Source organism: Nostoc sp. LEGE 06077 (assembly GCF_015207705.1).
Lineage (GTDB): Bacteria > Cyanobacteriota > Cyanobacteriia > Cyanobacteriales > Nostocaceae > Nostoc_B.
Map to the genome: position 1 here is coordinate 1 of NZ_JADEWI010000014.1, position 23,489 is coordinate 23,489.

Annotated in this window: 21 protein-coding genes and 2 pseudogenes; 10 read left to right on the forward strand and 13 right to left on the reverse strand. The window is 40.4% G+C overall.

Annotated features, from left to right (window positions below; all coding sequences use genetic code 11):
* Both IQ244_RS11925 and IQ244_RS11930 read left to right on the forward strand, forming a co-directional pair.
* Window positions 1-167: pseudogene (locus tag IQ244_RS11925) on the forward strand (IS701 family transposase); the annotation flags it as partial.
* Between the two features lie 71 nt (window positions 168-238).
* Entirely contained in the window at window positions 239-877 is a 639-nt protein-coding gene (locus IQ244_RS11930) for an SMI1/KNR4 family protein (protein ID WP_193894053.1), read from the forward strand.
* A gap of 112 nt (window positions 878-989) precedes the next feature.
* Here the strand turns inward: IQ244_RS11930 and IQ244_RS11935 are convergent, their stop codons facing one another.
* From IQ244_RS11935 to IQ244_RS11950, 4 genes are all read right to left on the reverse strand, one after another.
* On the reverse strand, window positions 990-1,937 hold the full coding sequence (locus IQ244_RS11935) for an FTR1 family iron permease (RefSeq protein ID WP_193894056.1): 948 nt from the start codon (window positions 1,935-1,937) through the stop codon (window positions 990-992).
* 117 nt (window positions 1,938-2,054) lie between these two features.
* On the reverse strand, window positions 2,055-2,489 hold the full coding sequence (locus tag IQ244_RS11940; protein WP_193894059.1) for a ferritin-like domain-containing protein: 435 nt from the start codon (window positions 2,487-2,489) through the stop codon (window positions 2,055-2,057).
* A gap of 152 nt (window positions 2,490-2,641) precedes the next feature.
* Window positions 2,642-3,682, reverse strand: coding sequence for a ComEA family DNA-binding protein (locus IQ244_RS11945; RefSeq protein ID WP_193894062.1), 1,041 nt, complete (start codon window positions 3,680-3,682; stop codon window positions 2,642-2,644).
* Between the two features lie 192 nt (window positions 3,683-3,874).
* Window positions 3,875-4,900: a multicopper oxidase domain-containing protein gene (locus IQ244_RS11950; protein WP_193894081.1), complete on the reverse strand. Its 1,026-nt coding sequence runs from the start codon at window positions 4,898-4,900 to the stop codon at window positions 3,875-3,877.
* 764 nt (window positions 4,901-5,664) lie between these two features.
* Between IQ244_RS11950 and IQ244_RS11955 the strand changes: the two genes are divergently transcribed.
* Window positions 5,665-6,732 carry a reverse transcriptase domain-containing protein gene (locus IQ244_RS11955; protein ID WP_193894084.1) on the forward strand — a complete coding sequence of 356 codons (1,068 nt, stop codon included), beginning with the start codon at window positions 5,665-5,667 and terminating at the stop codon, window positions 6,730-6,732.
* Window positions 6,733-6,769: 37 nt separating this feature from the next.
* Window positions 6,770-7,648 (forward strand): hypothetical protein, encoded by an 879-nt coding sequence (locus IQ244_RS11960; protein ID WP_193894087.1) that lies wholly within the window; start codon window positions 6,770-6,772, stop codon window positions 7,646-7,648.
* A gap of 177 nt (window positions 7,649-7,825) precedes the next feature.
* Here IQ244_RS11960 and IQ244_RS11965 read toward each other — a convergent pair whose 3' ends face one another.
* The 4 genes from IQ244_RS11965 to rimI form a co-directional block, all read right to left on the reverse strand.
* Entirely contained in the window at window positions 7,826-8,119 is a 294-nt protein-coding gene (locus IQ244_RS11965; RefSeq protein ID WP_193894090.1) for a DUF3349 domain-containing protein, read from the reverse strand.
* 2 nt (window positions 8,120-8,121) lie between these two features.
* Window positions 8,122-8,523, reverse strand: coding sequence for a DUF1308 domain-containing protein (locus IQ244_RS11970; protein WP_228058873.1), 402 nt, complete (start codon window positions 8,521-8,523; stop codon window positions 8,122-8,124).
* Between the two features lie 122 nt (window positions 8,524-8,645).
* A complete protein-coding gene (locus tag IQ244_RS11975; protein ID WP_193894093.1) occupies window positions 8,646-11,117 on the reverse strand; it encodes an ATP-dependent Clp protease ATP-binding subunit in 2,472 nt (823 codons plus the stop codon).
* Window positions 11,118-11,666: 549 nt separating this feature from the next.
* Window positions 11,667-12,215: a ribosomal protein S18-alanine N-acetyltransferase gene (gene rimI / locus IQ244_RS11980; RefSeq protein WP_193894096.1), complete on the reverse strand. Its 549-nt coding sequence runs from the start codon at window positions 12,213-12,215 to the stop codon at window positions 11,667-11,669.
* Window positions 12,216-12,475: 260 nt separating this feature from the next.
* Here rimI and lysA point away from each other — a divergent pair, with 260 nt between their 5' ends.
* The 3 genes from lysA to uppS all read left to right on the forward strand — a co-directional run bounded on the left by lysA (window position 12,476) and on the right by uppS (window position 15,641).
* On the forward strand, window positions 12,476-13,879 hold the full coding sequence (gene lysA / locus IQ244_RS11985) for a diaminopimelate decarboxylase (protein ID WP_193894099.1): 1,404 nt from the start codon (window positions 12,476-12,478) through the stop codon (window positions 13,877-13,879).
* Between the two features lie 92 nt (window positions 13,880-13,971).
* Window positions 13,972-14,895 (forward strand): diadenylate cyclase CdaA, encoded by a 924-nt coding sequence (cdaA, locus tag IQ244_RS11990; RefSeq protein ID WP_193894103.1) that lies wholly within the window; start codon window positions 13,972-13,974, stop codon window positions 14,893-14,895.
* A complete protein-coding gene (gene uppS / locus IQ244_RS11995; protein WP_193894105.1) occupies window positions 14,892-15,641 on the forward strand; it encodes a polyprenyl diphosphate synthase in 750 nt (249 codons plus the stop codon). The genes cdaA and uppS overlap by 4 nt, the downstream gene beginning before the upstream one ends.
* 136 nt (window positions 15,642-15,777) lie before the next feature.
* Here the strand turns inward: uppS and IQ244_RS12000 are convergent, their stop codons facing one another.
* Together IQ244_RS12000 and IQ244_RS12005 are read right to left on the reverse strand one after the other, a co-directional pair.
* Entirely contained in the window at window positions 15,778-16,050 is a 273-nt protein-coding gene (locus IQ244_RS12000; RefSeq protein ID WP_193894108.1) for a DUF3143 domain-containing protein, read from the reverse strand.
* Window positions 16,051-16,081: 31 nt separating this feature from the next.
* Entirely contained in the window at window positions 16,082-16,627 is a 546-nt protein-coding gene (locus IQ244_RS12005) for a J domain-containing protein (RefSeq protein ID WP_193894110.1), read from the reverse strand.
* A 138-nt stretch (window positions 16,628-16,765) separates the two neighbouring features.
* On the opposite strand from IQ244_RS12005, the gene IQ244_RS12010 reads away from it, so the two are divergent.
* Together IQ244_RS12010 and IQ244_RS12015 are read left to right on the forward strand one after the other, a co-directional pair.
* Window positions 16,766-17,647 carry an Rpn family recombination-promoting nuclease/putative transposase gene (locus IQ244_RS12010; RefSeq protein WP_193894113.1) on the forward strand — a complete coding sequence of 294 codons (882 nt, stop codon included), beginning with the start codon at window positions 16,766-16,768 and terminating at the stop codon, window positions 17,645-17,647.
* A gap of 51 nt (window positions 17,648-17,698) precedes the next feature.
* Window positions 17,699-17,989 (forward strand): annotated as a pseudogene (locus tag IQ244_RS12015) (transposase); the annotation flags it as partial.
* Here the strand turns inward: IQ244_RS12015 and IQ244_RS12020 are convergent.
* Window positions 17,981-18,976, reverse strand: a complete 996-nt coding sequence (locus tag IQ244_RS12020) for a DnaJ C-terminal domain-containing protein (protein WP_193894116.1) — start codon at window positions 18,974-18,976, stop codon at window positions 17,981-17,983. The pseudogene IQ244_RS12015 and the gene IQ244_RS12020 sit on opposite strands and share 9 nt — an antisense overlap.
* Before the next feature lie 265 nt (window positions 18,977-19,241).
* A complete protein-coding gene (dnaK, locus tag IQ244_RS12025) occupies window positions 19,242-21,329 on the reverse strand; it encodes a molecular chaperone DnaK (protein ID WP_193894131.1) in 2,088 nt (695 codons plus the stop codon).
* Window positions 21,330-21,653: 324 nt separating this feature from the next.
* Between dnaK and IQ244_RS12030 the strand changes: the two genes are divergently transcribed.
* Entirely contained in the window at window positions 21,654-22,505 is an 852-nt protein-coding gene (locus tag IQ244_RS12030; RefSeq protein WP_193894385.1) for a M28 family peptidase, read from the forward strand.
* On the opposite strand, the gene IQ244_RS12035 is transcribed toward IQ244_RS12030, so the two are convergent.
* Window positions 22,502-23,413, reverse strand: a complete 912-nt coding sequence (locus IQ244_RS12035; RefSeq protein ID WP_193894134.1) for a bestrophin family protein — start codon at window positions 23,411-23,413, stop codon at window positions 22,502-22,504. The genes IQ244_RS12030 and IQ244_RS12035 overlap by 4 nt on opposite strands.
* Between the last annotated feature and the right edge of the window lie 76 nt (window positions 23,414-23,489).

Here is a 23,489-nt window from a genome sequence, read left to right on the forward strand (position 1 = left end):
GATGGAAGAATACTTTAAATAATCTTCGTTTAATTGTTCAACCTCTTTTATTATTTTGGTTGATTTATCCCTGGCTAAATGTTTTTCCCAATTCCGATTTATTGCTTGGATTTAATCACCTAATTTTTACAATGAACCAATTTAAACCTTTTTTCTCTTCTGGATAATTTCATTTATTTACTACTTGCTTATTTCGGAAAGTGACAGAAGAGGGGTATTCGCAGCAAATTAATCTCAGATGAATCATCTTGTGAGTACATACTGGTTAAGCTATCGAGAAAAGATTAAAAATAGGTTTCCTGAATATTACAAGTATCTCAACCCACCTGCAACTGAAGATGAAATTTTACATTTGCAAACGGTACTTGGTTATGAAATTCCAGCAGAGATGAAAACTTTATATCGACTCAATAATGGAGAATCCATAGAAGGACGAGGCATTTTTTATGGCTTACAATTTCTCTCGCTGTCTGAAGTGGAGCGAAATTGGTTATGTTGGAAGGAAATTATTGACAATGGCTTAGAAGATTTCAATGATTTCTGTACATCTTATCCAGAAGGAGTTATCCAAAGCGTATATGCACATGAAAAATGGATACCTCTTATGCACGATGGGGGAGGAAATCACATCGGTATTGATTTAGCGCCTGATGTTAATGGATGTATTGGGCAAATTATTAACTTTGGCAGAGATGAAGATGAAAAATGTGTGTTAGCTCCCAAATTGGGAGAATTGTTGAAATTGCTAGATACAAAATTGGAGGAGAATGTTCACGTAACCTATGAAGTGAATGATAATGGGATAGAGATGTTTGCCCTTGATAACACACATTTATCAGATGCTTTAAAAGTGATTGTCAAAAGTAAGTATCTGTAGAAAATATTGTTATGGCAATTACCATATTCATTGGGTAAAGTAAGGAAGAATTAACCGCAAATAAATAGTAGGGTGGATATAGTCATACCCACCCTACTATTTATTTATCAGTTTATTTCTGCAAAAGAGAAATATTTTTAGTAGGTTTTGGAGTTTCGCCACCTAGACTGCGGAAATATAACCCGCCAACAGTGAGCAAGAATATAACATATCCTACTGCTTGCACAAAATAGAGATTTTCTCTATAGCCAAATAAAGATTTAAAAATAATCCCAGGGAATTGGTCATCAGGCAAAATACTAGAAGTATTCCAAACTATCGGCCCTAAAATACAAGAGTGAACTTTGGTAAAGTGTTCATAGTAAAAACAAAGGCTTTCTGTGGCGCGACTACTGAGGGCTAAGTTAGCAACAGCATCGTCAAAGTGTTTTAATGCAGAAACGACTAACCCGGCCACAATCAACACTAATAAAACGCCCATGACTTGAAAAAACTGGCGAATGTTGATTTTAACACCTAATTTAAATAACAATACACCAATTGTGGCTGCGACTAATAAACCACCAAGAGCGCCAATTGTCGGAATTAGACCTTGCTGAAAGTTAGCCGCAATGAAGAGGACAGTTTCAAAACCTTCTCGGACTACAGCAATTAAAATTAGAGTAAAAACGCCCCAACCAGCATTGCCATTTTGAGTCAGTGCTTCTGTAACAGCGCCTTCTACCTGGGCTTTCATAAATCTGGCTTGTTTCGTCATCCAGATTAGCATCCAACTGAGCATTGCGATCGCCAACACACTAAACGCACCTTCTAGTCCTGGTTCAACTACAGATGTGTATTGCGGATTAATTTTTCCTAGTGCTTGAATCACAATACTAAACAGCACACCTATCAATGCACTGACAACAATACCAACACCAACACCAGCGTACACCCAAGAATTCAGTCGGGATTGTTTGGCTTTTTTTAATAAAGCCAAAACAATCCCTACAACTAAGGCGGCTTCCACTCCTTCCCGGAGTGTAATTACAAAAGTAGGTAAGGCAGTACTAAAATTCATTGTTCTTAGTCCAAAGTCAATAGTCTAAAGTCAATAGTCTAAAGTCAATAGTCTAAAAGTCAAGAGTTGAAAGTCTATATTTTTGACCATTGACAGTTAACTATTGACTATTAACTATTAGCTAAAATCCCGCAGCATTTTTTTCAATTCGAGATTATGCAGTTCTTCCTGTCCAATCATGCCACGGGCAAATTCTTCTAAATAGACACTAGCATTGCTCACCGTATCTAAGAGATTTTTGTACAATTCCAAGGCTTTCTTTTCATGAGATAAGCTTTCTGCCAAAATATCTTTGACGGAATGCTTAAAAGTTTCTTCCATTGGTGTAATTCTGAGGGTGGGATGCCCATCTAACCCAGTGAGAATTTCTCCAACTTGTTGGGCATGAAGTAAAGATTCACTTGCTTGTGCCTTAAAAAAACCCACAATAGGAATCCGATTTGGGCCAGTCACCATCAAGGAATAATGGGTATAACGTACTACTCCTGCTAACTCAAATTCCATGATGGTATTGAGGAGTTCGATAGTCTTTTTTTGGTCAAGTTCTTGCATCAGTTGTTAAGTTCAGCAATATACAAATGGAGCCTGATGAGCCATTAATTAGGAATGAAGCACAGAAGAGTTTCAAGTTTCATCTCTAATTATTTGCTCACGGCTCACTTATTTTAAACTTTTGCTTCTCTACTTTTCTGTTAGTTTAGAGTCTATCGTTGCGCTTGTGTACTTGATTTATCAATAACTTTTTGAGAATTTTGCTCAATGGTTTTGATTAGTTGGGTGACTTCTACAGGTGTTTTAACTGGTTTAGCGGGAGGAATGGCGCTGGGCCAAACTTTAATTAGTTCACTGAGACTGGTTTCAATTGCTTTGTTTGCGTCGGGATTATCTTGTGCTACTTGGCTAGAAATACCTTTGTATAAGTCGTTGGCATAAAGGACAAAGCCACGAGAGTCTTGGTATTCAATAGCTGCGGTTATTTTCCCATCGGCGATCGCTGCCCCATACTCAGAATTAGCTGAATCTAACAATTCATTAATTACCTGAAGCACAAATCCCGGTTTTGTGCGTTGTGCTTCAGGTAAAACTGCGATCGCGCCATCTACAGATTCCACAGAAGCAGTAAAATCTGTTTTAACTTTGGCGTTTTTGGGATTCGATTTAACTAAATCTTGTAAACCTACCAAAGTTGTCTTGAATTCTTTAACTTTGCGTTCATTCAACTGATCTTCTACATCCACGTAGATTTCTTCTACTGGGTGTCCAATATGCGGTTCTGCTTGTTTCGGTAAATTCTTATCTAACAGTTCTTGTGCTACTAAAAGATGTCCTTTCATCAAGCCTAACTTTGTCATGTAATCAACATCTTTGGCTTCACCTGTGAGGACAACTTCTTGAACTGTTACTTGGTCTTTAATTTGGTCGAACTGTTCTTGGGTAATTACTTTTTTGTTAACTAAATCTTCGGGACTAGCATAGGGACGGCTGGCCTGAATTTTGTTCGATAAGGCTGGTACACCTAATTTAGCTTCAAATTTATCTAACTCTGACAATATAGCCGTATTTATATTAATTTGTGCTTTGCTACCGTGACCGCTGTGGCTTGTCGTTTCTGTGACTTGGGCTGTGGATGTTGAGTTAGCACTGGGTGCGGATGGCTTTTCTGCGGTTGGTGTTTTGTTACAGGCGCTGAGGCTAACAATGGCAGCAGTAGCAATAGTTAAACAAAAGTATTTAAATTTTTTCATGTTTTTAACAGTTGGTATGACTCAGTGTCGTAGAGTTCGCTATGCTCATTTTGCAGGTAATGCAATACTTTTGCAACTACTTGGAAAATTTTTGAGGATATTTTAATATTTTTTTCAAGACAATTGCGACTCAAAGCTATTAAAATAGCTACTTATTAGTATCTTTGAGATAAATTAGCTAGATTAATTCGGCTAAGAATTTTTCAGAGAACTTTGAGAAGAATTATCAGCAATTACTTCAAATTGACCCATACAACCGTTTTCTGCGATCGCATCTTGATGCGGATGAAACATATATTTACCTGGATAGCGGAAAGCAAATTCTAAAATGTGCCGTTCTGCTACACCCATTGTGATGACATCGGTTTTCTCGCTGGGAGTCATAGTCATTCCACTGCGATAAACATCAAAAAAGTTGGCGTGTAAGTGAAAAGTCACCGCCGTATCGTATTCAATGATGTTAAGAACATACAAGCGAATCAATTGATTTTGATAAATCGGGATGGGATTATCCATGAAGTGGTGGGGCAATCCATTAAAGGCATAATATTCATTGTGGCTGTCGTCATTTACGTCATACCCAGCCATCACTAAGACAATTTCATCAGCCGAGGGACGCGGCGTAGGAGGATCGATGATAAACATCCCATACAAACCCTTAGCAATATGGCGGGTAACTGGTTCGATATGGCAATGGTACAAATGAACCCCATAAGGTTCTGCATCAAATTCATAGATTGTGGCGCTACCATTGCTGACAGGACGAATCCCATCCATTTCTGCGGGATGAACACCATGAAAATGTAGAGAGTGAGAATGTCCTGCCTTATTGAGAAATAATATCCGCACGCGATCGCCTTGTTTCGCCCGTAGGGTTGGCCCTGGTATCCGACCGTTTAAATCCCAAACGTTGTAGGAAACAGCACTGTTGAGTTGAATTACAGAAGTACCCGCAGTCAACTGAAATTCTCTGACAGTCCGTCCGTTTTCCTGCTTGACTACTCCATAATCAAAGTTTCGCAACATCTGCATAGGATTAGCAACTTGGTTTGTTGCTGTTATCTCTAGCGGTGGTACTTTAACTATCGACTTACTTTGTGAATTCAGGGTATGCCAAAGCGCCGCAGTACCAGCAAACCCCGCACTACATATTCCTAGTTTCAGCAGTTGACGACGACTGAATAGTTGCTCTTTACCCAGAACGAAGTTGTTGGGCATTACCTTAAAAATCAAAAATATGGCACAAAAAAAGTTGCAAATATTTTGCAACTATTATTTGAGATAATATAATAAGTAAGAATTATTGTCAATAATTTAGAAAAAACCCATCGCATCTATCGTTGGGAGGAAATCTATTTTTTATCGCACCACAGCGATGTAGAGGAAAAAAGAGCGATCGCCGTAATTGTCCGTAATTGTATTATCGTGCTGATGATAGTATTATGTGCGAACAAAAAATGAATAGAAATTTGGAGATATTTAGGAGAGCCATTTAACTTAGCTTACGAGATTATTGAGGGCGATCGCTCCATTTAGAATAATTCATTAGTCAATAATCTATCTTCAATTGATTTATGCTCATCTTTTAATAATTATGACTGAGCAGTTTCATAATTATTACTAAAAATTGGCTTTATGTAAATTTGACAGGATATATTTGTTGAGTATAATGAGACTTTAGTTACTTGAAGTTTAAAACAACTTACAAGTATTTCTGAATCATTGAATTTCGATGATTCACAAGACAAATTACTTATATCACTTGCGGGAATAAGTATTGATTTCCGTTGTTGATCCTGCGACGGTGTATTTCACGGTCAGCTTTACGAGGATTCTGTTCTCCTGAATTGACTCCTTTTCCTTTCCCGAATAGGCGAGAATACATCCGCAAGTGATATTTTTTTAATTATTTACAAATATTCAATATCAACAATATAACTATTCTCTAACAGATAGCTAGTTAAGATAATTTCGTTGACAAAGTGAAAGATAGTTCTAAATTAATTCTCACAGACCAACCCGAATCTTTGCGAGAACAATTTTATTCTCTCAAGCAGCCATCGGATCTAGCTGACCTTTTAAACGTTTCCTATTCTCGCCTTGTTTATCATATATATGTTGTTGACCCTAACCAGCGTTATAAAACCTTTGAAATATCAAAGAAGTCTGGTGGTGTTCGTCAAATATCAACTCCTGTGACTGCGCTCAAAATTATCCAAAGAAAACTTAATCAAGTGTTACAAGCAGTATATGAGATAAAGCCATCTGTACATGGGTTTGTTAAGGGAAAAAACATTGTAACTAATGCTCAATCTCATGCGAAGAAACGTTATGTTTTCAATATTGATTTAAAAGATTTTTTTCCTTCTATTAATTTTGGTAGGGTGCGGGGTATGTTCATGACTACCCCGTATGGTTTACATCCAGAAGTTGCTACTGTTTTAGCTCAAATTTGCTGTCATAATAACCAGTTACCTCAAGGCGCACCAACTTCACCAATAATTACTAACATGATTTGTGCCAAGATGGATAGTCAATTGCAGAGATTAGCTAAAGATTGTAAAGCTACTTATACAAGATATGCGGATGATATTACTTTCTCGACAACTTTGCCTAAATTTCCTAGAGATTTAGCATATATAGTCAATGATGAAGATAGAGAAGAATTAATTGTTGGTAATACTTTACTGAACATCATCAGCGACAATGGATTTGAGCTAAATGAGGAGAAAGTTAGATTACAAGTTAAAGGAAATCATCAAGAGGTCACGGGATTAACAACAAATATCTTTCCTAACGTTGACCGTAATTATGTACGTCAGGTTCGTGCTATGCTTCACGCTTGGGCTAAATTTGGGCTTGAAGCTGCGGAGAATGAGTATCAAGAAAAATATGAATGCCAAAGTAAGTTTACAATGAAAGGTAAAACAATATTTAAGCAAGTTTTACTAGGTAAAATAGAGTTTATCGGTATGGTTAAAGGAAAAGAAAATGTTCTGTACAAAAAATGTATAGAGCAGTATAAAATACTTTCTAAATTTAGTAGCTGATAATTATTAATTATTTTTTTTAAAGAGTGTAACAGTAATGGATAAAGCCACTCAAGACTTATTTGAAAATATTAATAGTAATCTCAAAAACCTTTCTTCATTTTTCGACAAGTTATCTAAGCAAGAAATTAAGATTGATTCAACAAGAATATATATAATTGATTATTCACAGTATCTCTGGCTCAATCTACCAAAACATAATGGAATCAAAAAACAACTAGAAGAATATAATCAACAATCAATAAATGCTCTGATTAATGATGATTTTCCTGAATTTTGTAGAAAAGTATATATGCAAATAGAAATTTTGCTAAATCAATTTACATTAAAGCAATCTGGTGCAGTAAAAACGCAAGAACCAGATTATTATAAAAAATCCAAACTTTATGACTTTTTTAAGATCATTAATAATAATCCAGATGATTTTAACCCTTATGATTATCCTGAATACAAGATAATTGCTTTTATTATGGATATTAGAGATTTTGCTAGTCACGGAGATGCTAGTGGTAAATCATTATCAGACAGAGTTGAGGCTAAAGGTAAAACTATAAGAATCGAATTTAAAAAGCTAAAAAATAATACTATTGAAAATAATATACAAAAATTGTTTACTCAATACGTAGCTAATGAAAACCCTAATTTTGTCAAAATTAAAATAGATAATCAAACAGGATGGGCAAGTATTCAATTAACTAATTTGAAAGATAACTTTCTGACTAGTGATAAAATTGTATCTGATATTAAACCTACTTTAAAAGCATTACGACATCAATTCGGAAATAATGTGGAAGTTGTTAAAGCTAAAAAGCAGTTTCCTAATGAACTCAAGGATTTTTTTGATCAAAAAAACTATCAAACTATAAATCAGACAATGAATTGGTTTGTTAAGATAGTAGGTGATTTTTTGAATTAAAATTGATTAGAAAATAAAAAAATATAACTTTCCCCATAATTTTGTTTATGAACAAGCAATAAAAAAATTTATGGAGAAGACAATATAGGATGTATACATACTTATACAAATTCCTAGTTATTCTTTATTTGACATAGTAAGAGGATAATGTGATATTGGTGGACTTATTGGTTATTATTACAATTCGTCAAGCCAATTCTGATAACCACAACTCAGTAAAAGGGTTTTTAAATTATTAATAGCTTCAGCTTTAGGAATATCAATTGACTGTACTCTGTATACGTCATTGAGTATAACACTATAATCTTTACCAACGTAATAGGCGATAACTTCTGCTACGTTTCTGTCTGACATTTCCTCACTTAGTATTGCTAAAAGTGGTTCATAATTTTCTGCTTCAATCCCATCAGGAAAAGCACATTTGATTAATTGATAGGTGCTTTGTAGATGAGGTGGAATAGTTATTTGCATAATTAATTACCAGTTAACGGAAAAGGTGGATGAATATATACAAGAAAATCTACACCTTGAGCAGAAGCTGCTCGAACAGCTTTTGCATCTGCTGTTGTGGTGACAATACCTAATTGATCACCTGTACCTAAAATAATAATATCGCTTATTCCTAACCTTCTTGTTGGTTGTAAGTTTAATGCTCTATGTGATGGGTTATCTGGAATAATAGTGACTCTTTGTAAAAATCTCCTAGCCCTAGTCTGTTCTGATAGTCCACCAATAGTTTTCACTATATTAGTGAACTCACCAAAAGCAGTTTGAGTCATTACCATTTCCTGATCATTTATATATTGTCGCAATAAATAACGAACAGAAGAACCTTCAGCGATAAAAGCTACAGCCGTTACAGTGTCTAAATTCATAATTTCTGGCTCTATCAACATAGTAACAGCCTAGCCATAACCAACAATAAAACAAAAGCGGTAGAGAAATTGCTCCTCTACCGCTTACTAATATTTATTTGAGACTTAATCCCAAACTTTAACTAAGACTCAATTCCTTGAGGTAACAATTCCCGGCGCTGTTGAGAACTAACTTGGACAGTGCCGTTTTCATCGACATCAACCACGGCGGTATCGCCATCTTTGATGCGACCAGACAGAATTTCTTCTGCGAGGCTATCTTCTAACAAGCGCATAATTGCCCGGCGTAACGGTCTTGCACCGTAGCTTGGGCTATAACCTTCTTGAATGAGACGGTCTTTGAAGCGTTCGGTGACTTCTAAGGTGATACCTTTTTCTGTCAGGCGACCAAACACTTCTTTGAGCATAATGTCGGCGATTTGGGTGACTTCTTCCCGGTTGAGTTGACGGAAGACGATAATTTCATCCAAACGGTTGAGGAATTCTGGACGGAAGTACTGTTTGAGTTCTTCGTTGACCAGAGTTTTAATCCGGTTATACTGCGATTCGCCTGCATCTTCGGTGAACTCGAAGCCGATGGTGGAAGCGCCTTTTTCAATTACCTTGGAACCGATGTTGGATGTCAAAATCAGCAAGGTATTCTTGAAGTCAACGGTGCGACCTTTAGCATCAGTTAACCGACCGTCTTCTAAAATTTGCAGCAGCATATTAAAGACATCGGGGTGGGCTTTTTCGATTTCGTCGAATAGCACCACGGTATATGGACGACGGCGCACAGCTTCGGTTAATTGACCGCCTTCGTTATAACCAACATAACCTGGAGGCGAACCGATCAATTTGCTGACGGTGTGGCGTTCCATATATTCCGACATATCCAGGCGGATCATTGCTTCTTCGGAACCGAAGAAGTAGGAAGCCAAGGATTTTGCCAACTCAGTTTTACCTACCCCAGTCGGCCCGGAGAAGATAAAGCTGGCGATGGGTCGGTTAGGGTTTTTCAAACCGACACGCGCCCGACGGATTGCCCGTGAAACTGCTTTCACAGCGTCTTCTTGACCGATTAAGCGCTGATGCAAGGTGTCTTCCATGTGCAGCAGCTTCTCGGATTCGGACTCCGTGAGCTTGTTCACTGGTACGCCTGTCCAGGAAGCAACGATGTGAGCAATATCTTCTTCGGTAACAACGGGTTCTACACCGTCGCCACCAGCACCGTTGGTCTTGCTTTGAGCGATCGCCCGGATTTCGGCTTTGATTTCCATTTCTCGATCGCGCAGTTCCCCGGCTCTGTCAAAGTCTTGAGAACGCACTGCATCATCTTTTTCTTTTAAGATTTGGCGCAGTTCTTTATCTAACTCTTTGGCTGCGGGGGGCAGTTGGGAGTTGATTAACCGCACGCGCGAACCTGCTTCATCAATCAAGTCGATGGCTTTATCTGGCAAGTAGCGATCGCTGATATAACGGTCAGACAATTTCGCTGCTGCAATCAAAGCTTCATCAGAAATTTTCAACTTGTGATGTTGCTCGTAGCGATCGCGTAGTCCATGCAATATTTCTATAGTTTCATCAACTGATGGCTCACCTACCATTACTGGCTGGAAGCGGCGTTCTAAGGCTGCATCGCGCTCGATGTGTTTGCGGTATTCGTCGAGGGTGGTGGCACCGATACACTGCAATTCACCTCTGGCCAAGGCTGGCTTGAGGATATTTGCTGCGTCGATCGCACCTTCGGCTGCACCTGCACCAATTAGGGTGTGTACCTCGTCAATCACGAGAATGACGTTACCCGCAGAACGGATTTCGTCCATGATTTTTTTCAGGCGTTCTTCAAATTCACCCCGGTATTTGGTTCCTGCTACCAGCAAACCAATATCTAGTGTGACTACGCGCTTGTCTTCCAGGATGTCGGGGACATCTTTGTTGGCAATGCGGCTCGCCAGACCTTCGGCGATCGCTGTTTTACCAACCCCTGGTTCACCAATCAGCACTGGGTTATTTTTTGTCCGGCGACCCAAGATTTGAATCACGCGTTCAATTTCTTTCGCGCGTCCTACAACGGGATCAAGTTTATTGTCCGTCGCCATCTGGGTTAGGTTCGAGCCAAATTCATCCAAGGTAGGAGTTTTAGTGCGTCCCGATTGCCCGGTCGCCGAAACCTCTGCTGTTTCTCCCAGCATTCGGATGACTTGGGTTCTTACCTTAGATAGATCCACCCCAAGGTTTTCTAGCACCCTGGCTGCTACACCTTCCCCTTCCCGGATCAGGCCCAACAGCAGATGCTCGGTGCCAATGTAGTTATGCCCTAATTGGCGCGCTTCTTCTAGGGATAGTTCCAGAACCCGCTTTGCCCGTGGCGTAAACGGAATTTCCACGGCCACAAAGCCTGAACCCCGGCCTATGATTTTTTCTACTTCAATACGGGCATCTTTGAGATTGACACCCATTGATTTCAGCACCTTGGCCGCAACTCCTGTGCCTTCCCCGATTAGACCCAGGAGGATCTGCTCGGTTCCCACAAAGTTGTGACCTAAACGGCGGGCCTCTTCTTGGGCCAGCATGATTACCTTAATGGCTTTTTCTGTGAAGCGTTCAAACATGGCATTTTTCCCATCACCTGCGTCGTGCCGGTACGCTGATTTTAGCACAGGCTAAGGTTTTGGGTGTCTGTATCACAGATAATCGACATCCAAGGGAGACTACTCAATTTAATTAGTGATTTTGTCAACTATTTATAGTTTTGCTGTGGCTAGTTTATTGAGGAGCTTTAATTTACTAGCTTTTGAGCTTAGATTGTAAATAGTTAGTTGCTGGTATTGTAAATATAATTTTACCAGTCACAAATATTAATTATTAGCACACTTTAGCTTTAAAAGTCAAAATTTTAATCAATATATTTTTTATTTAAATCAAAAACAATATATTGATTAAATATTCTAATAATTTAAAGATAGTAAAAGTTGATAGTTTCTCGGTTGTCAAACAATTGAGGATTTTTTAGATTGACTCCAAGGATAAATCTAGGGGCTTGTATCATCAAAGAATTCTTGACCGTTTGTCTTTTTTCATTAGTTTTTTTACTTCCCGTGCTTTCCCTGATCCCGGTGACTTCACGGCGGTACTAGCCTCTATCCCCTCTTTTTGACTAATTAATCAACTAACTGCCAAGAAAATTGACTCAACTGTTTGCAAATGGTGGTGTGCCAACTATCTAAAGTTTTTTGAAACTGGGGATATTGCAACTCAGATAGCCAAAGAATCAAGGCATCCTCACCATTATCTTGGTAATAACGCCGTCGCAGGCCAGCGGTTTTAAAGCCAAATTTCTGATATAAGGATATGGCCGCCAGGTTGGAAGCTCTAACTTCAAGGGTGGCTCTCTCTAAACCGCGATCGCCAGATGTTTTCAGGAGGGCGTACAATAAAGCCTGTCCTAAACCTTGACGGTGATATTGGGGATGAATCGCCAAAATGGTAATGTGAGCTTCGTCGACAATTGACCAAAAGCAACCCATACCCAAAAGTTTAATGCTAGATAATGGCGAAAATAACCCAAGTAATTCGCTGTTAGGACTATCTAACTCGCGTTGGTATCCTTCCATTGTCCAAAGACCACCAAAACAAGCTTGATCGAGTTCGAGGATGGCACTGAGGTCATCGATTGTGAGCGATCGCAATATTAAATCTGATGAAATCACATTGATTAAAAGTGCTGAGTTGAAAGTGCTGTAAGCGGTAGCGAGAGTTGAGCAGCGTGCTGAGTTTAAACTACCTTCACTTAATGGCTGATTTCCGGCTGCGCGAAAGTTATCTCGTACTTTTTACTCAGCACTCAGCGAGAAGTTGCAAGAAGTCTCTCCCTCTGGGCAAACTTCGGTGACTCAGCACTGTGTTGGTAAACTGAAAATCGGGATACTTCCTCACGCCTGTAATTTGCACAAGGACAACTTATATAGTTATGGTATCGACTCACGCCACTGAGGTTAAAAATACTGGTAGTCAGTATTTACCTCAAAAACACAACCTAAACAAAACTATTTCGCCCAACCAGGAACTTTTACCCTTAACGGCCAAAGTTAACAGTGATGACTGCCTGGAAATTGGTGGGTGTGATGTCACCACCCTGGTTCAGCAGTTTGGTTCGCCTTTATATATTTTAGATGAAGACACTCTCCGTTCAGCTTGTCGCCAATACCGAGATGCGTTTAAGCAATACTATCAAGGTGAATCTCAAGTATTATATGCTTCTAAAGCGTGGAATTGTTTAGCCGTTTGTGCGATCGCTGCCTCAGAAGGCTTAGGAATTGATGTCGTCTCTGGCGGTGAACTTTACACAGCCTTGAATGCTGGCGTTAGTCCTGAGAAAATTTACCTCCACGGGAATAATAAATCTCAGCCAGAGCTAGTTTTAGCAATTGAATCTGGTGTGACAATTGTTGTAGATAACTGGTATGAGTTACACACGTTGGTGAAATTAACCGAAAATACCCAACCGATTCGCATCATGCTGCGGTTAACCCCAGGTATTGAATGCCACACCCACGAATATATTCGCACAGGACACTTAGATAGTAAGTTTGGCTTCGATCCCAACGACTTAGAGGAAGTATTTACCTTTGTTAGCAAGCAACCTTCTTTGAATTGCGTAGGATTGCACGCTCACATTGGTTCCCAAATTTTTGAACTGCAACCCCATCGAGATTTAGCGGCGGTGATGGTGCAGTGGTTCCGTGATACTGCTAAGTATGGTTTAAATTTAACCGAGTTAAATATTGGTGGTGGATTAGGTATTCGCTATACAGAATCCGATGATCCCCCTAGTATTGAAGATTGGGTAAAGGTAATTTGTCAAGTTCTTCAAGAAACTTGTGCAGCGGAAAATTTGCCTTTACCAAAGCTATTATGTGAACCAGGGCGATCGCTGATTGCTACAGCTTGTGTTACTGCCTACACCATTGGCGCAACCAAAGTAGTACCAGAAATTCGTACCTACGTATCTGTTGATGGGGGAATGTCCGATAATCCCCGACCAATTACTTATCAGTCAGTTTATCGGGCAGTAGTTGCCAATAAAATGTCTGCTAATCTGACAGAAACAGTCACAGTAGCTGGTAAACATTGCGAATCAGGAGATATCCTAATTAAGAATGCCCAACTACCAAAAACTGAACCAGACGATATTCTCGTGGTTATGGCAACTGGTGCTTACAATTACAGTATGGCCTCTAACTACAACCGCTTACCCCGGCCAGCAGCAGTAGTAGTGGCGAATGGTGAAGCAAATTTGATTTTGCAACGCGAAACTTATCAAGACTTAATCCGGCAAGATTGCCTACCAGAAAGACTAAAAAGTAGTCATTAGTCTTTAGTCATTAGTCATTTATCAAAACTAATGGCTAATGACAAATGACAAATGACTAACCGTATTAGAGACAGAAAGATAATCCAGATGTCATGAAAGATTGGTCAAAGCATTGGCTGACAAACCTAGGATGGTCACAGTCCTTGCTACTTGGGACTCTGGATATTGTATTAGTGCTGGCGCTGACGTACATGATACTGGTTATTATTAGCGAGCGCCGGACACTATGGATGGTGCGGGGATTTATTATTTTAATGCTGGCATCGGCAATCAGCGGTAGATTGGGCTTACCACTGCTAAATTTTGTCCTAGAAAAATTAGTAATTGGTTGTGCTGTGGCGATGGCGGTAGCCTTACAATCAGAGTTTCGGAGATTTTTGGAACAACTAGGCCGTGGAGAATTACGCCAGTTGTTTCAAACATCCAGTTTGTCCATCCCCAAATCTGATAGTGTGATTGATGAAATTGTGGATGCGGTTAAAGAACTTTCAAAAAACCGAATCGGAGCTTTGCTAATTTTGGAAACCACTGGCCCAATTGACGAGCGAGATTTTTCTGTGCCTGGAGTTAAGCTAAATGCTGAGGTCTCTAAGGAGCTTATACAAACAATTTTTCAGCCGAAAACTTTGTTACATGACGGAGCAACGTTGATTCGCGGCTCAAGAATTGTATCATCAGGTATAATTTTACCACTTTCGGGACGCACAGCCTCGCGCCAGTTGGGTACACGCCATCGGGCTGCAATGGGAATTACTGAGCGAGTCGAAAATTGTATTTGTGTAGTTGTATCAGAAGAAACGGGTTCTATTTCCTTAGCGGAACGGGGAACCCTAAATAGACCACTGACCATTAGAAAACTCAAAGAGTCATTAGAGGCTCGATTATCTCCAACTGTAGATCGGGAAGCTGTAGCTCCCGGTCTGTTAAGCTGGGTGCGTCAGATTGGTAGTAAAGCACTGGTACTGGTTTCACGTTTACTTGGATTACCATCGACCGCTTCTCGAGATAAAAAATGACTTTACAACAAACGGAACTGCAATATTTGCCCCCCGACTTGAAACGGGAACTACTGCCCAAACACGTTGCGGTGATTATGGATGGCAATGGTCGATGGGCTAAACGTCAAGGTTTACCGCGCATTATGGGTCATAAGCGTGGTGTAGATGCTTTGAAGGATTTGCTGCGTTGTTGCAAAGACTGGGGAATCCAGGCACTGACAGCTTATGCTTTTTCCACAGAAAATTGGAAAAGACCCCAGGAAGAAGTAGATTTTTTGATGACTTTATTCCAAGTAGTTTTACGCCAAGAACTGCGGGAAATGGTCGAGGAAAATGTGCAAATTCAGTTTGTGGGAAATTTGCAGGCTTTACCGCGATCGCTACAAGAAGAAATTACCCGTTCAATGGAAGCAACTAAGAATAATCGCAGTATTCGGTTTTCTGTGGCAACTAATTATGGTGGGCGGCAAGAAATTTTACAAGCTTGTCGCGCGATCGCCCAAAAAGTCCAGCAAGGTATCCTCAAACCAGATGAAATTGATGAAGCGGTCTTTGAAAGCCATCTTTATACAGCAGGAATTGATGACCCCGATTTGTTAATTCGGACTAGCGGGGAAATGCGTCTTTCTAATTTCCTCCTCTGGCAAATGGCTTATGGGGAAATGTATATTACGGATACTCTTTGGCCTGATTTTGACCGTACTGAGTTCCACCGGGCTTTGTGTACTTACCAACAACGAGAGCGAAGATTTGGGAAAGTCTGATGAAGTATGAAGTGTCAAGCCTGAAGTCTGAAATGTAAATTTCGTTCTTGGGTTTTTAACTTAGCCTGTGACAAGCCCCTTTGGGTCTAAGGGTTTGAGATTTCTTTCAGACTTCAGACTTCATATTTCAGACTTTTTAAGGGCCAGAAAACACAGCTTGTTCTATATCTTCTCGGCTAAGGGAATATTTGAATGAGCGTTGGATTTCTTGTTGGTTGTCTCCAACTTCGAGATATCTGACTACAACTTGCTCAATATCCAGCCAAAGTTCAGCTTGCCAATCTGATCTTTCCACACGCCAACAATGACGTTGTGTTGCATCTTGTTGACAACCTTGGTCTTTTAACCATTGCTCAATTTGTGGCAGAGAATGATTATATAAAGGGGTATCTGCTGGCAGAAGAGACATAAGATTTTGAGATTTTGAGGTAGGAAACTGTTTATTTGAATATGGAAAAGTTATAGTTTGGAAATTCCCCAGGACTAGTTAATTGGGATACGGAAGAAATCTGCTGTTCGACTTTGGGGGTTAGTAGCGGTGATTGGGTTTGAAAAGCAGCCTCACCACGGGCTAACCCGATCGCAAGTGCTAGTAATAAACAACCCACAAAAGTCATTACCAAGATAAATAAAGCGAAGATTTCGCCAGAAGAAAGAGGGCGATCGCTGGCATCCAGGTATGCTGATTTAGAGTAATCGTAAGCATAACGCACAGGATGATGCAAGTCAGCAGGTGCTTGAATTACACCAAAGCGGGAATAACCAATTTTTAAGTCATAGTTGAGTCGCCGTTCGGGATGGCTTAAAGTGGCATAAGCTTCATTAATTTGCTGAAATTTAGCAGTCGCAAGGACAGCAGGTAATTCTGTGGTGTCAGGATGATAGCGCTTGCTGAGTTCCCGATAAGCACGACGAATGTCAATCACCGATGCTGAGGGATGCAGTCCTAGCAGCGAGTAGTAGGAGGTTTCACTACTTTGTGGCATTGCCCCATTTTGATTCACGGCTGTTTGAGGTTTTTTCTAATATTGTAAACCTCTCACTCCCACTCCATGTAAATCTTTTATCGTGATGGCATCTACAAAGTACGATAAATTTCATTGCCTAAGTACTTCTTCACCTCAATGACGAAACGCGCAGATGTGAGTACTAAAAGATTAATCAGCCTTGCACCCGATAACTGGGTAAGATGGGTAACAAAAATACCTGATGTTGTTGCAGGGGAAATTCTCAGTTCTGAATTTCAATGGATCAGCCGCGAAAGTGATGTTTTAGTCCGTGCTACCAGTCCTGAATACGGAGAATTTCTTGTTCTCAACGAATTACAATTACGCTATCAACCGCAAATGCCACGCCGGATGCGTGCATATTCAGCCCTGGCCGAAGAAAAATATAATCTACCAACATATCCTGTTTTAATTAATATTCTAAAGACTACTAATGAACCAATACCTACTAGCTTTGAATCAAACATTGCTGGATTGCGGGCATTACAAGATTATCGCGTGATTAACTTGTGGGAAGTCGATGTGAATATTGTCTTGGAACAACCCCTCCCATCTCTACTTCCCTTTGTACCGATTCTCAGAGGCGGTGAGAATGAGTCGATAATTCGAGAAGCATTACAAATTCTCCGGGCTGATGAAAAATTAAACCAATTAGAAACAGTCTTAGCTTTTTTTGCTACGTTTGTTTTAGAAAGTGCGTTAGTTCAAGAAATAATGAGGTGGGATATGGCTGTGCTACGTGAGTCACCTTGGTATCAAGAAATTTTACGCGAAGGCGAGGCGCGAGGCGAAGCGCGGGGTGAGGCGCGGGGTGAAGAACGTGGTCGACGGGAAGAATTATATTCAAGTATCGAACTCGTATTGAAGATGAAATTCGGCAATTCAGGTTTAGAATTGATGCCGATTATCTCTCAGATTAGTGATGTAACAAGATTAAAAGCTATTCAACAAGCTATTACAATTTCAAATACAATCGAGGATCTAAGGCAATTGTTATAAGTTCTGGAAGCTAGAAGATGATGTGCATTAGTTGAGGAAATTACGAGATAGGATATGGTTGTCATACGTGAGTCACCCTGGTATCAAGAAATTTTACGCGAAGGCGAAGCGCGGGGTGAAGCACGTGGTAAAGAACGTGGACGAAGAGAGGAATTATATTCAAGTATAGAACTCGTATTGGAAATTAAATTTGGCAATACTGGTTTAGAATTGATGCCGAATATTTCCCAAATCAGTGATTTACAGGGATTAAAAGCTGTTCAACAAGCCATTAAAACTGTTAACACCGTTGAGGAACTGCAACAACTTTTATCGGGTTGTGCGTGGAAAACCTTAACCTAGTAAATCAGCACGGGGTTTAAAGGTTTCAATTTGCCGAATTTTTTCATAAAGTTCTTTTTCTTCAGGGCTAATATTTTTTGGCGTAACTATCTGAATCTCCACCAATTGATCGCCGCGTTTGCCGTTGTCGATCGGGTAGCCTTTATTTGCCAAGCGGAACCTTTGACCAGATCTAACACCTGGGGGGATACTCATTTTTACAGGGCCATCAAGGGTAGGTGCTTCTACAGATCCGCCGAGAACTGCTTCACTGGGAGTCACAGGTACTTGACAGGCTATGTTTGCGCCTTCTAGTTTAAATAAGGGGTGGGGTTCTACGGTAATTTTGAGGTATAAGTCGCCGCCGCCGATACCTTGGTTTTTTAGGCGAATACTTTGACCTGTAACCATTGCTGGCGGCATTGTTACTTCTAGCGATCGCCCATCTTCTAATCGAATGCGCTCGTTACCACCTTGATAAGCCTTTTCTAGTGGTAAGGTTAATCTGGCTTCAATATCCCGACGGGCTGCTTTTGGCGGATTTTTTGGGACTGTATATTGAACTTTGGTGTTTGGCGAACGAAATGGATCGGTTTTAGTGGTATTGCCATTTCTGGTGTCTTGGCGACTACCTACACCAACTACTTGATTGATAAAGTCTTCAAAATTGGCAAATTGACTGGGGTCTACAGTTTGATTGCCGTTGCTGCGATCGCTTGGACGTTCTGCCCAACCTTTGGGTTTTGGCGTTTTTTTTCCTGCAAAGCCTTGTTGCTTCCAATAGCGGCTAAATTGGTCATATTGCGCTCTTTTGGCTGTGTCGGAAAGAATTTCGTAAGCTTCGCCAATATCTTTAAATTTTTCTTCGGCGGCTTTATTTCCTGGATTCAAGTCAGGGTGATATTGTCTAGCTAACCGCCGATAATTCTTTTTAATTTCTTCATTAGAGGCATCTTTCGCTACTCCTAAAATCTCGTAGTAATCGCGGAAATTCTGCAAATTTTGCATAGTCAGTTATTTAAATTTAGATTTTAGATTTTAGATGTTGGTAATACTTATTAAGTAATCAGCACGTAGAAGGCAGGAGACAGCAGGCAGGAGGTAAAAGCTAGTATGTGATAGGGTTTCACAGGTTCGCATTTTATATTTAATTATGTCTACCTACTTAATACTATTGACTCATTACTTATTACTTATCACCAATGACTAAATCCGTATTTTGAATTAACTTTCTCACCTCAGTAAAGGTGGTTGTTGCCATCTATGGGGAGTATTACAACCAATCATCATCATTTTCATCCCAATTATCTTGATAACTAGGACGGGATGTGCGGCGAGAAGGACGACTGTCGTAGGCAGAAGAACGGCTGTCTCTACCGTAATCTTTGCCATTGTCTCTACCGTAGTCTCTGCTGCTATAAGAATCGCGTTCACGGTAGCTATCTCGGTAGTAATCAGGTTCCCGTTCTCGTTCTCGTTCTTTGTCGCCGCCTCCGGTGAAGATTTCTTTGATGGTGCCGAACAAGTCGTCGTCTTCGTCTTCAGCATAATACTGACGGACTTCTCTGTTTAGTTCATAAAGGGCATCTTGCAGATCAGCGTAGGTTTGATCAATGCCGCGATCGTCGTTAGCTTGTAAACTCTCTTTGAGTTCACGGCTAATATTATCAATGCGTTGGCGACGACTGCGGGCAAATTGCATACCAAATTCTAGGGCTACTTCCCGCAGTTGTCGTTCTGCTTGTAAAATCAATGCCTCTGAACGGGTGCGTTTTTCGACGCGTTCTTTGCGTTCGCGATCGACATCGGCGTATTTTTGCGCGTCCTGAATCATCCGATTAATTTCTGATTCACTTAATGTGGAAGCACCTTGAATGGTGATACTTTGTTCCCTGCCTGTTGTTCTATCTAAGGCTGTTACTTGTAAAATCCCGTTAGCATCAATATCAAATGATACCTGGACTTGGGGAATGCCGCGCGGGGCTGGGGGAATGCCATATAGCTTGAAACGCCCCAGAGATTTATTATCTCCGGCCATTTCCCTCTCACCTTGAACTACGTGAATTTCCACGGTGTTTTGGTTATTTTCCGAGGTGGAGAAGATATCCGAACGGCGAACGGGGATGGTTGTATTACGGGGAATGAGTTTTTTCATCACGCCACCAATGGTTTCTAATCCCAAAGATAAAGGTGTGACATCCAACAACAGCAAATCTTTCAGTTCCCCAGCCAAGATACCTGCTTGAATGGCTGCACCAACTGCGACGACTTCATCAGGGTTAACATTTTCGTTGGGTTCAATACCAATTAAGTCGCGGACTAGTTGCTTCACCATTGGCATTCTTGTCGAACCACCAACTAACACAACTTCTTCGATATCTTCTGGCCTGAGTCCAGCATCTTTTAATGCCCGTTTGACTGGTGTGCGGACACGTCCGACTAAATCACTACATAAACCTTCAAATTGGGAACGCGTCAGGCGAGTTTCGATATGTTTTGGCCCGTCTTCTGTGGCGGTGATGAAGGGCAAATTGATATCGGTGATGCTCACAGCAGATAATTCAATTTTAGCTTTTTCTGCTGCTTCCATTAAACGTTGCAAGGCTTGGCGATCGCGTCTTAAGTCTACACCTTCTGTTTCTAAAAATTGCTCTGCTAACCAATCAACTATCTTTTTATCAAAGTCATTCCCACCCAGTTGGGTATCACCACTGGTGGCTTTAACTTCAAATACCCCATCGCCAACATCTAAAATCGATACGTCAAAAGTCCCACCACCCAAATCAAAGACTAAGATGGTTTCGGTGTCACCACGATCTAAACCATAGGCTAAAGATGCGGCGGTGGGTTCGTTGAGAATTCGCAATACTTCTAAGCCGGCAATTCTCCCCGCATCACGGGTTGCCTGTCTTTGAGAATCGTTAAAATAAGCAGGAACTGTCAGAACTGCACCTGTAACTGGTTCCCCTAAATAACGGCTGGCATCATCGGCTAATTTCTTCAGTACCATTGCCGAAACTTCTTCGGGGGCAAAATCTTTACTCAGGCGGGGACAGGCAATTTTGATATTCCCAATTTCGTCTTTGCGGATGGTGTATGGTACACGCTTAGAATCTGGACTTATTTCACCATACTTCCGCCCAATGAAGCGTTTGACTGCAAAAAAAGTATTTTGCGGGTTGAGAACGGTTTGCCGCCGTGCCATTTGCCCAACCACTCTCTCGCCATCTTTACTGAAACCAACTACGGAGGGGGTTGTCCGCATTCCTTCTGCATTGGCAATCACCACCGGCTTGCCACCCTCCATCACGGCGACTACTGAGTTGGTTGTACCCAAGTCGATGCCGACTACCTTGCCCATGCGTTACTCTTCTCCTAGTGTGTCTTATATCTATTAATTTATTATGATTGGCCAGGACTACCAATAGCACGAAGCTATTAGTGAAAAACACCTCAATGGTATAATAGTCAATTAAGGCAAAAGGTGAATAAATTTAAGGTTAAGGAGCTAGTTGCAAAACTAGGATAGCATTCACAATGCTGAGTATGTCTAAGTAACTCTAAATATCCATAGTCGAAAAACTCTACTTGATCAGCGCTTTAAGTTGGGTAATCCACCCTTTTTTAATTGGTTTTTGACTTACTCTTGACACTCACAAGTTTATTTGCAGAATACTTACAAGCTTTGAATTTACAAGAGCAATTACGAATTCATTTGCATGAAATCGCCAGAGAACGCGATCCTTTCTTAGCAACAGCCGGACATTTCTTTGTCCAACAATATATTCGGCAACAATTTTCCCAATGGGGAAGTGTGGAAATCCACACCTTTGTCGTGAGGGGGAAAAGTTGCAACAATCTGGTTTTAAATTTATCAGGTCAAGCAGGTGGAAAGTATGAAGATTTACCCCCAATTTTGATTGGGGCGCACTACGATGCTGTGCCGGGAACACCAGGGGCAGATGATAATGCTACAGGTGTAGCAGTGTTATTAGAATTAGCCCGAAAATTTGCGGCGGAACCAGCTAAATATCCTCTGCGGCTAGTAGCTTTTGATATGGAAGAATATGGCTTACTAGGTAGTGCTGAATATGCAGGTTTATTGCATCAACAACAGCAACAACTCCGCTTAATGATCTCGCTGGAAATGCTGGGTTATTGCAACTCTACCCCAGGTTCTCAGGCTTATCCCCGTCCGTTGGAGAAATTTTATCCCAATCAAGGTGATTTTATTGCTTTCATTGGTAATTTGCGGACAATTCGGGATTTAATCAGTCTCAGCCGGAATATTCGCAAAGCAGGTTTACCCAGTCAATGGCTACCAGTACCCAACCGAGGCTTAATTGTACCTCAAACCAGACTTAGTGATCATGCACCTTTTTGGGATTTGGGCTATCCAGCAATTATGGTGACAGATACGGCATTTTTACGGAATCCCAACTACCACAAGCCTAGTGATAATATTGCCAGTCTAGATTTAGATTTTCTCACAAGTGTTTGCCAAGGTTTGGAACAGGGAATTAGACGGTTAAATTAATTTGTGATGTTGTCTGGATGCGATCGCACATTAGGCGGCAAACTAATTAAATCATCAATGTTGCGTTTCATGGTGTTACAAATCGCATCTAGTGGTAAGTCATTAGCATCATAACCAAAAGGATTTTCGATTTCCAAGCCGATAGCTTCAATCCCAAACAAGGTAAAACTAATTAAAGAGACAATTAAGCCTGTCCACCATCCTAAAGTTTCTACCATTTGAAAGGGTAATAAGCAGCAATACAATAACAATAATTGCTTGAGATGGATGGCATAAGCTAAAGGCATAGGAGTTCTTAAAATCCGTTCGCAAGACCCTAAATTATCCACTAAATTATTTAATAGTTCTTGCAGACTAGTTAACTGGTAGCTATTTAAGCATTTGCGGTCATACTGTTGTTGCAAATAGTCACCAATCCAAAAAGCAACCTCTAAAGGTGGATGGTTCATCGTCTGCAATTTTATATACTTAGATGTGGGAATTAATTCTTCTAGTTCACTGGTAATTTTTTCTTCTCTTAAATGCAATTTAGTTGTAACTGCAAAGGCTACTAATAAACGTAAGGCAGCAACTTTATGTTCTCTATCTTCTGGAGAAAATTCATCAATAGATACCCAAATTTGTCGGGCTAAATTACGTACAGTGTTGACTATAGATCCCCAAGCTTTTCTCCCTTCCCAAAATCGATCATAAGCAGTATTTGTCCGAAAAACCAATAATAAACCTAAGACAATACTGGGAATAACATTGCCTAAAATAGGTTGAGATACAGGTAATTTAAAATAATAAAGAAGAGAAATTACAACACCAAAAAAGCCACACCAAAAAACTCGTGGATAAATTGAAGATATCACCGAGCCTTTCATCTGAAAAGCCATTTTAGACCAACTGATTTTTTCAACTGCCATGCAATTACCCTAAAAATCTTCAGCGAACCAAGCAAGTAACTATCTGATAACTTAAAAATCATAACCTTGGCAGTAG

Excerpts from the sequence above, each read along its gene's own strand:
- IQ244_RS11950 (WP_193894081.1), bottom strand. The coding sequence starts at position 4,900 with ATGCCCAACAACTTCGTTCTGGGTAAAGAGCAACTATTCAGTCGTCGT.
- IQ244_RS12000 (WP_193894108.1), bottom strand. The coding sequence starts at position 16,050 with ATGTCTCTTCTGCCAGCAGATACCCCTTTATATAATCATTCTCTGCCA.
- uppS (WP_193894105.1), top strand. The coding sequence starts at position 14,892 with ATGACTTTACAACAAACGGAACTGCAATATTTGCCCCCCGACTTGAAA.
- IQ244_RS12020 (WP_193894116.1), bottom strand. The coding sequence starts at position 18,976 with ATGCAAAATTTGCAGAATTTCCGCGATTACTACGAGATTTTAGGAGTA.
- cdaA (WP_193894103.1), top strand. The coding sequence starts at position 13,972 with ATGAAAGATTGGTCAAAGCATTGGCTGACAAACCTAGGATGGTCACAG.
- IQ244_RS11970 (WP_228058873.1), bottom strand. The coding sequence starts at position 8,523 with ATGAATTTAGACACTGTAACGGCTGTAGCTTTTATCGCTGAAGGTTCT.
- IQ244_RS11960 (WP_193894087.1), top strand. The coding sequence starts at position 6,770 with ATGGATAAAGCCACTCAAGACTTATTTGAAAATATTAATAGTAATCTC.
- dnaK (WP_193894131.1), bottom strand. The coding sequence starts at position 21,329 with ATGGGCAAGGTAGTCGGCATCGACTTGGGTACAACCAACTCAGTAGTC.
- IQ244_RS11940 (WP_193894059.1), bottom strand. The coding sequence starts at position 2,489 with ATGCAAGAACTTGACCAAAAAAAGACTATCGAACTCCTCAATACCATC.
- IQ244_RS11935 (WP_193894056.1), bottom strand. The coding sequence starts at position 1,937 with ATGAATTTTAGTACTGCCTTACCTACTTTTGTAATTACACTCCGGGAA.
- IQ244_RS11965 (WP_193894090.1), bottom strand. The coding sequence starts at position 8,119 with ATGCAAATAACTATTCCACCTCATCTACAAAGCACCTATCAATTAATC.
- IQ244_RS11930 (WP_193894053.1), top strand. The coding sequence starts at position 239 with ATGAATCATCTTGTGAGTACATACTGGTTAAGCTATCGAGAAAAGATT.
- IQ244_RS12005 (WP_193894110.1), bottom strand. The coding sequence starts at position 16,627 with ATGCCACAAAGTAGTGAAACCTCCTACTACTCGCTGCTAGGACTGCAT.
- IQ244_RS12035 (WP_193894134.1), bottom strand. The coding sequence starts at position 23,413 with ATGGCAGTTGAAAAAATCAGTTGGTCTAAAATGGCTTTTCAGATGAAA.
- IQ244_RS12010 (WP_193894113.1), top strand. The coding sequence starts at position 16,766 with ATGACGAAACGCGCAGATGTGAGTACTAAAAGATTAATCAGCCTTGCA.
- IQ244_RS11975 (WP_193894093.1), bottom strand. The coding sequence starts at position 11,117 with ATGTTTGAACGCTTCACAGAAAAAGCCATTAAGGTAATCATGCTGGCC.
- IQ244_RS11945 (WP_193894062.1), bottom strand. The coding sequence starts at position 3,682 with ATGAAAAAATTTAAATACTTTTGTTTAACTATTGCTACTGCTGCCATT.
- lysA (WP_193894099.1), top strand. The coding sequence starts at position 12,476 with ATGGTATCGACTCACGCCACTGAGGTTAAAAATACTGGTAGTCAGTAT.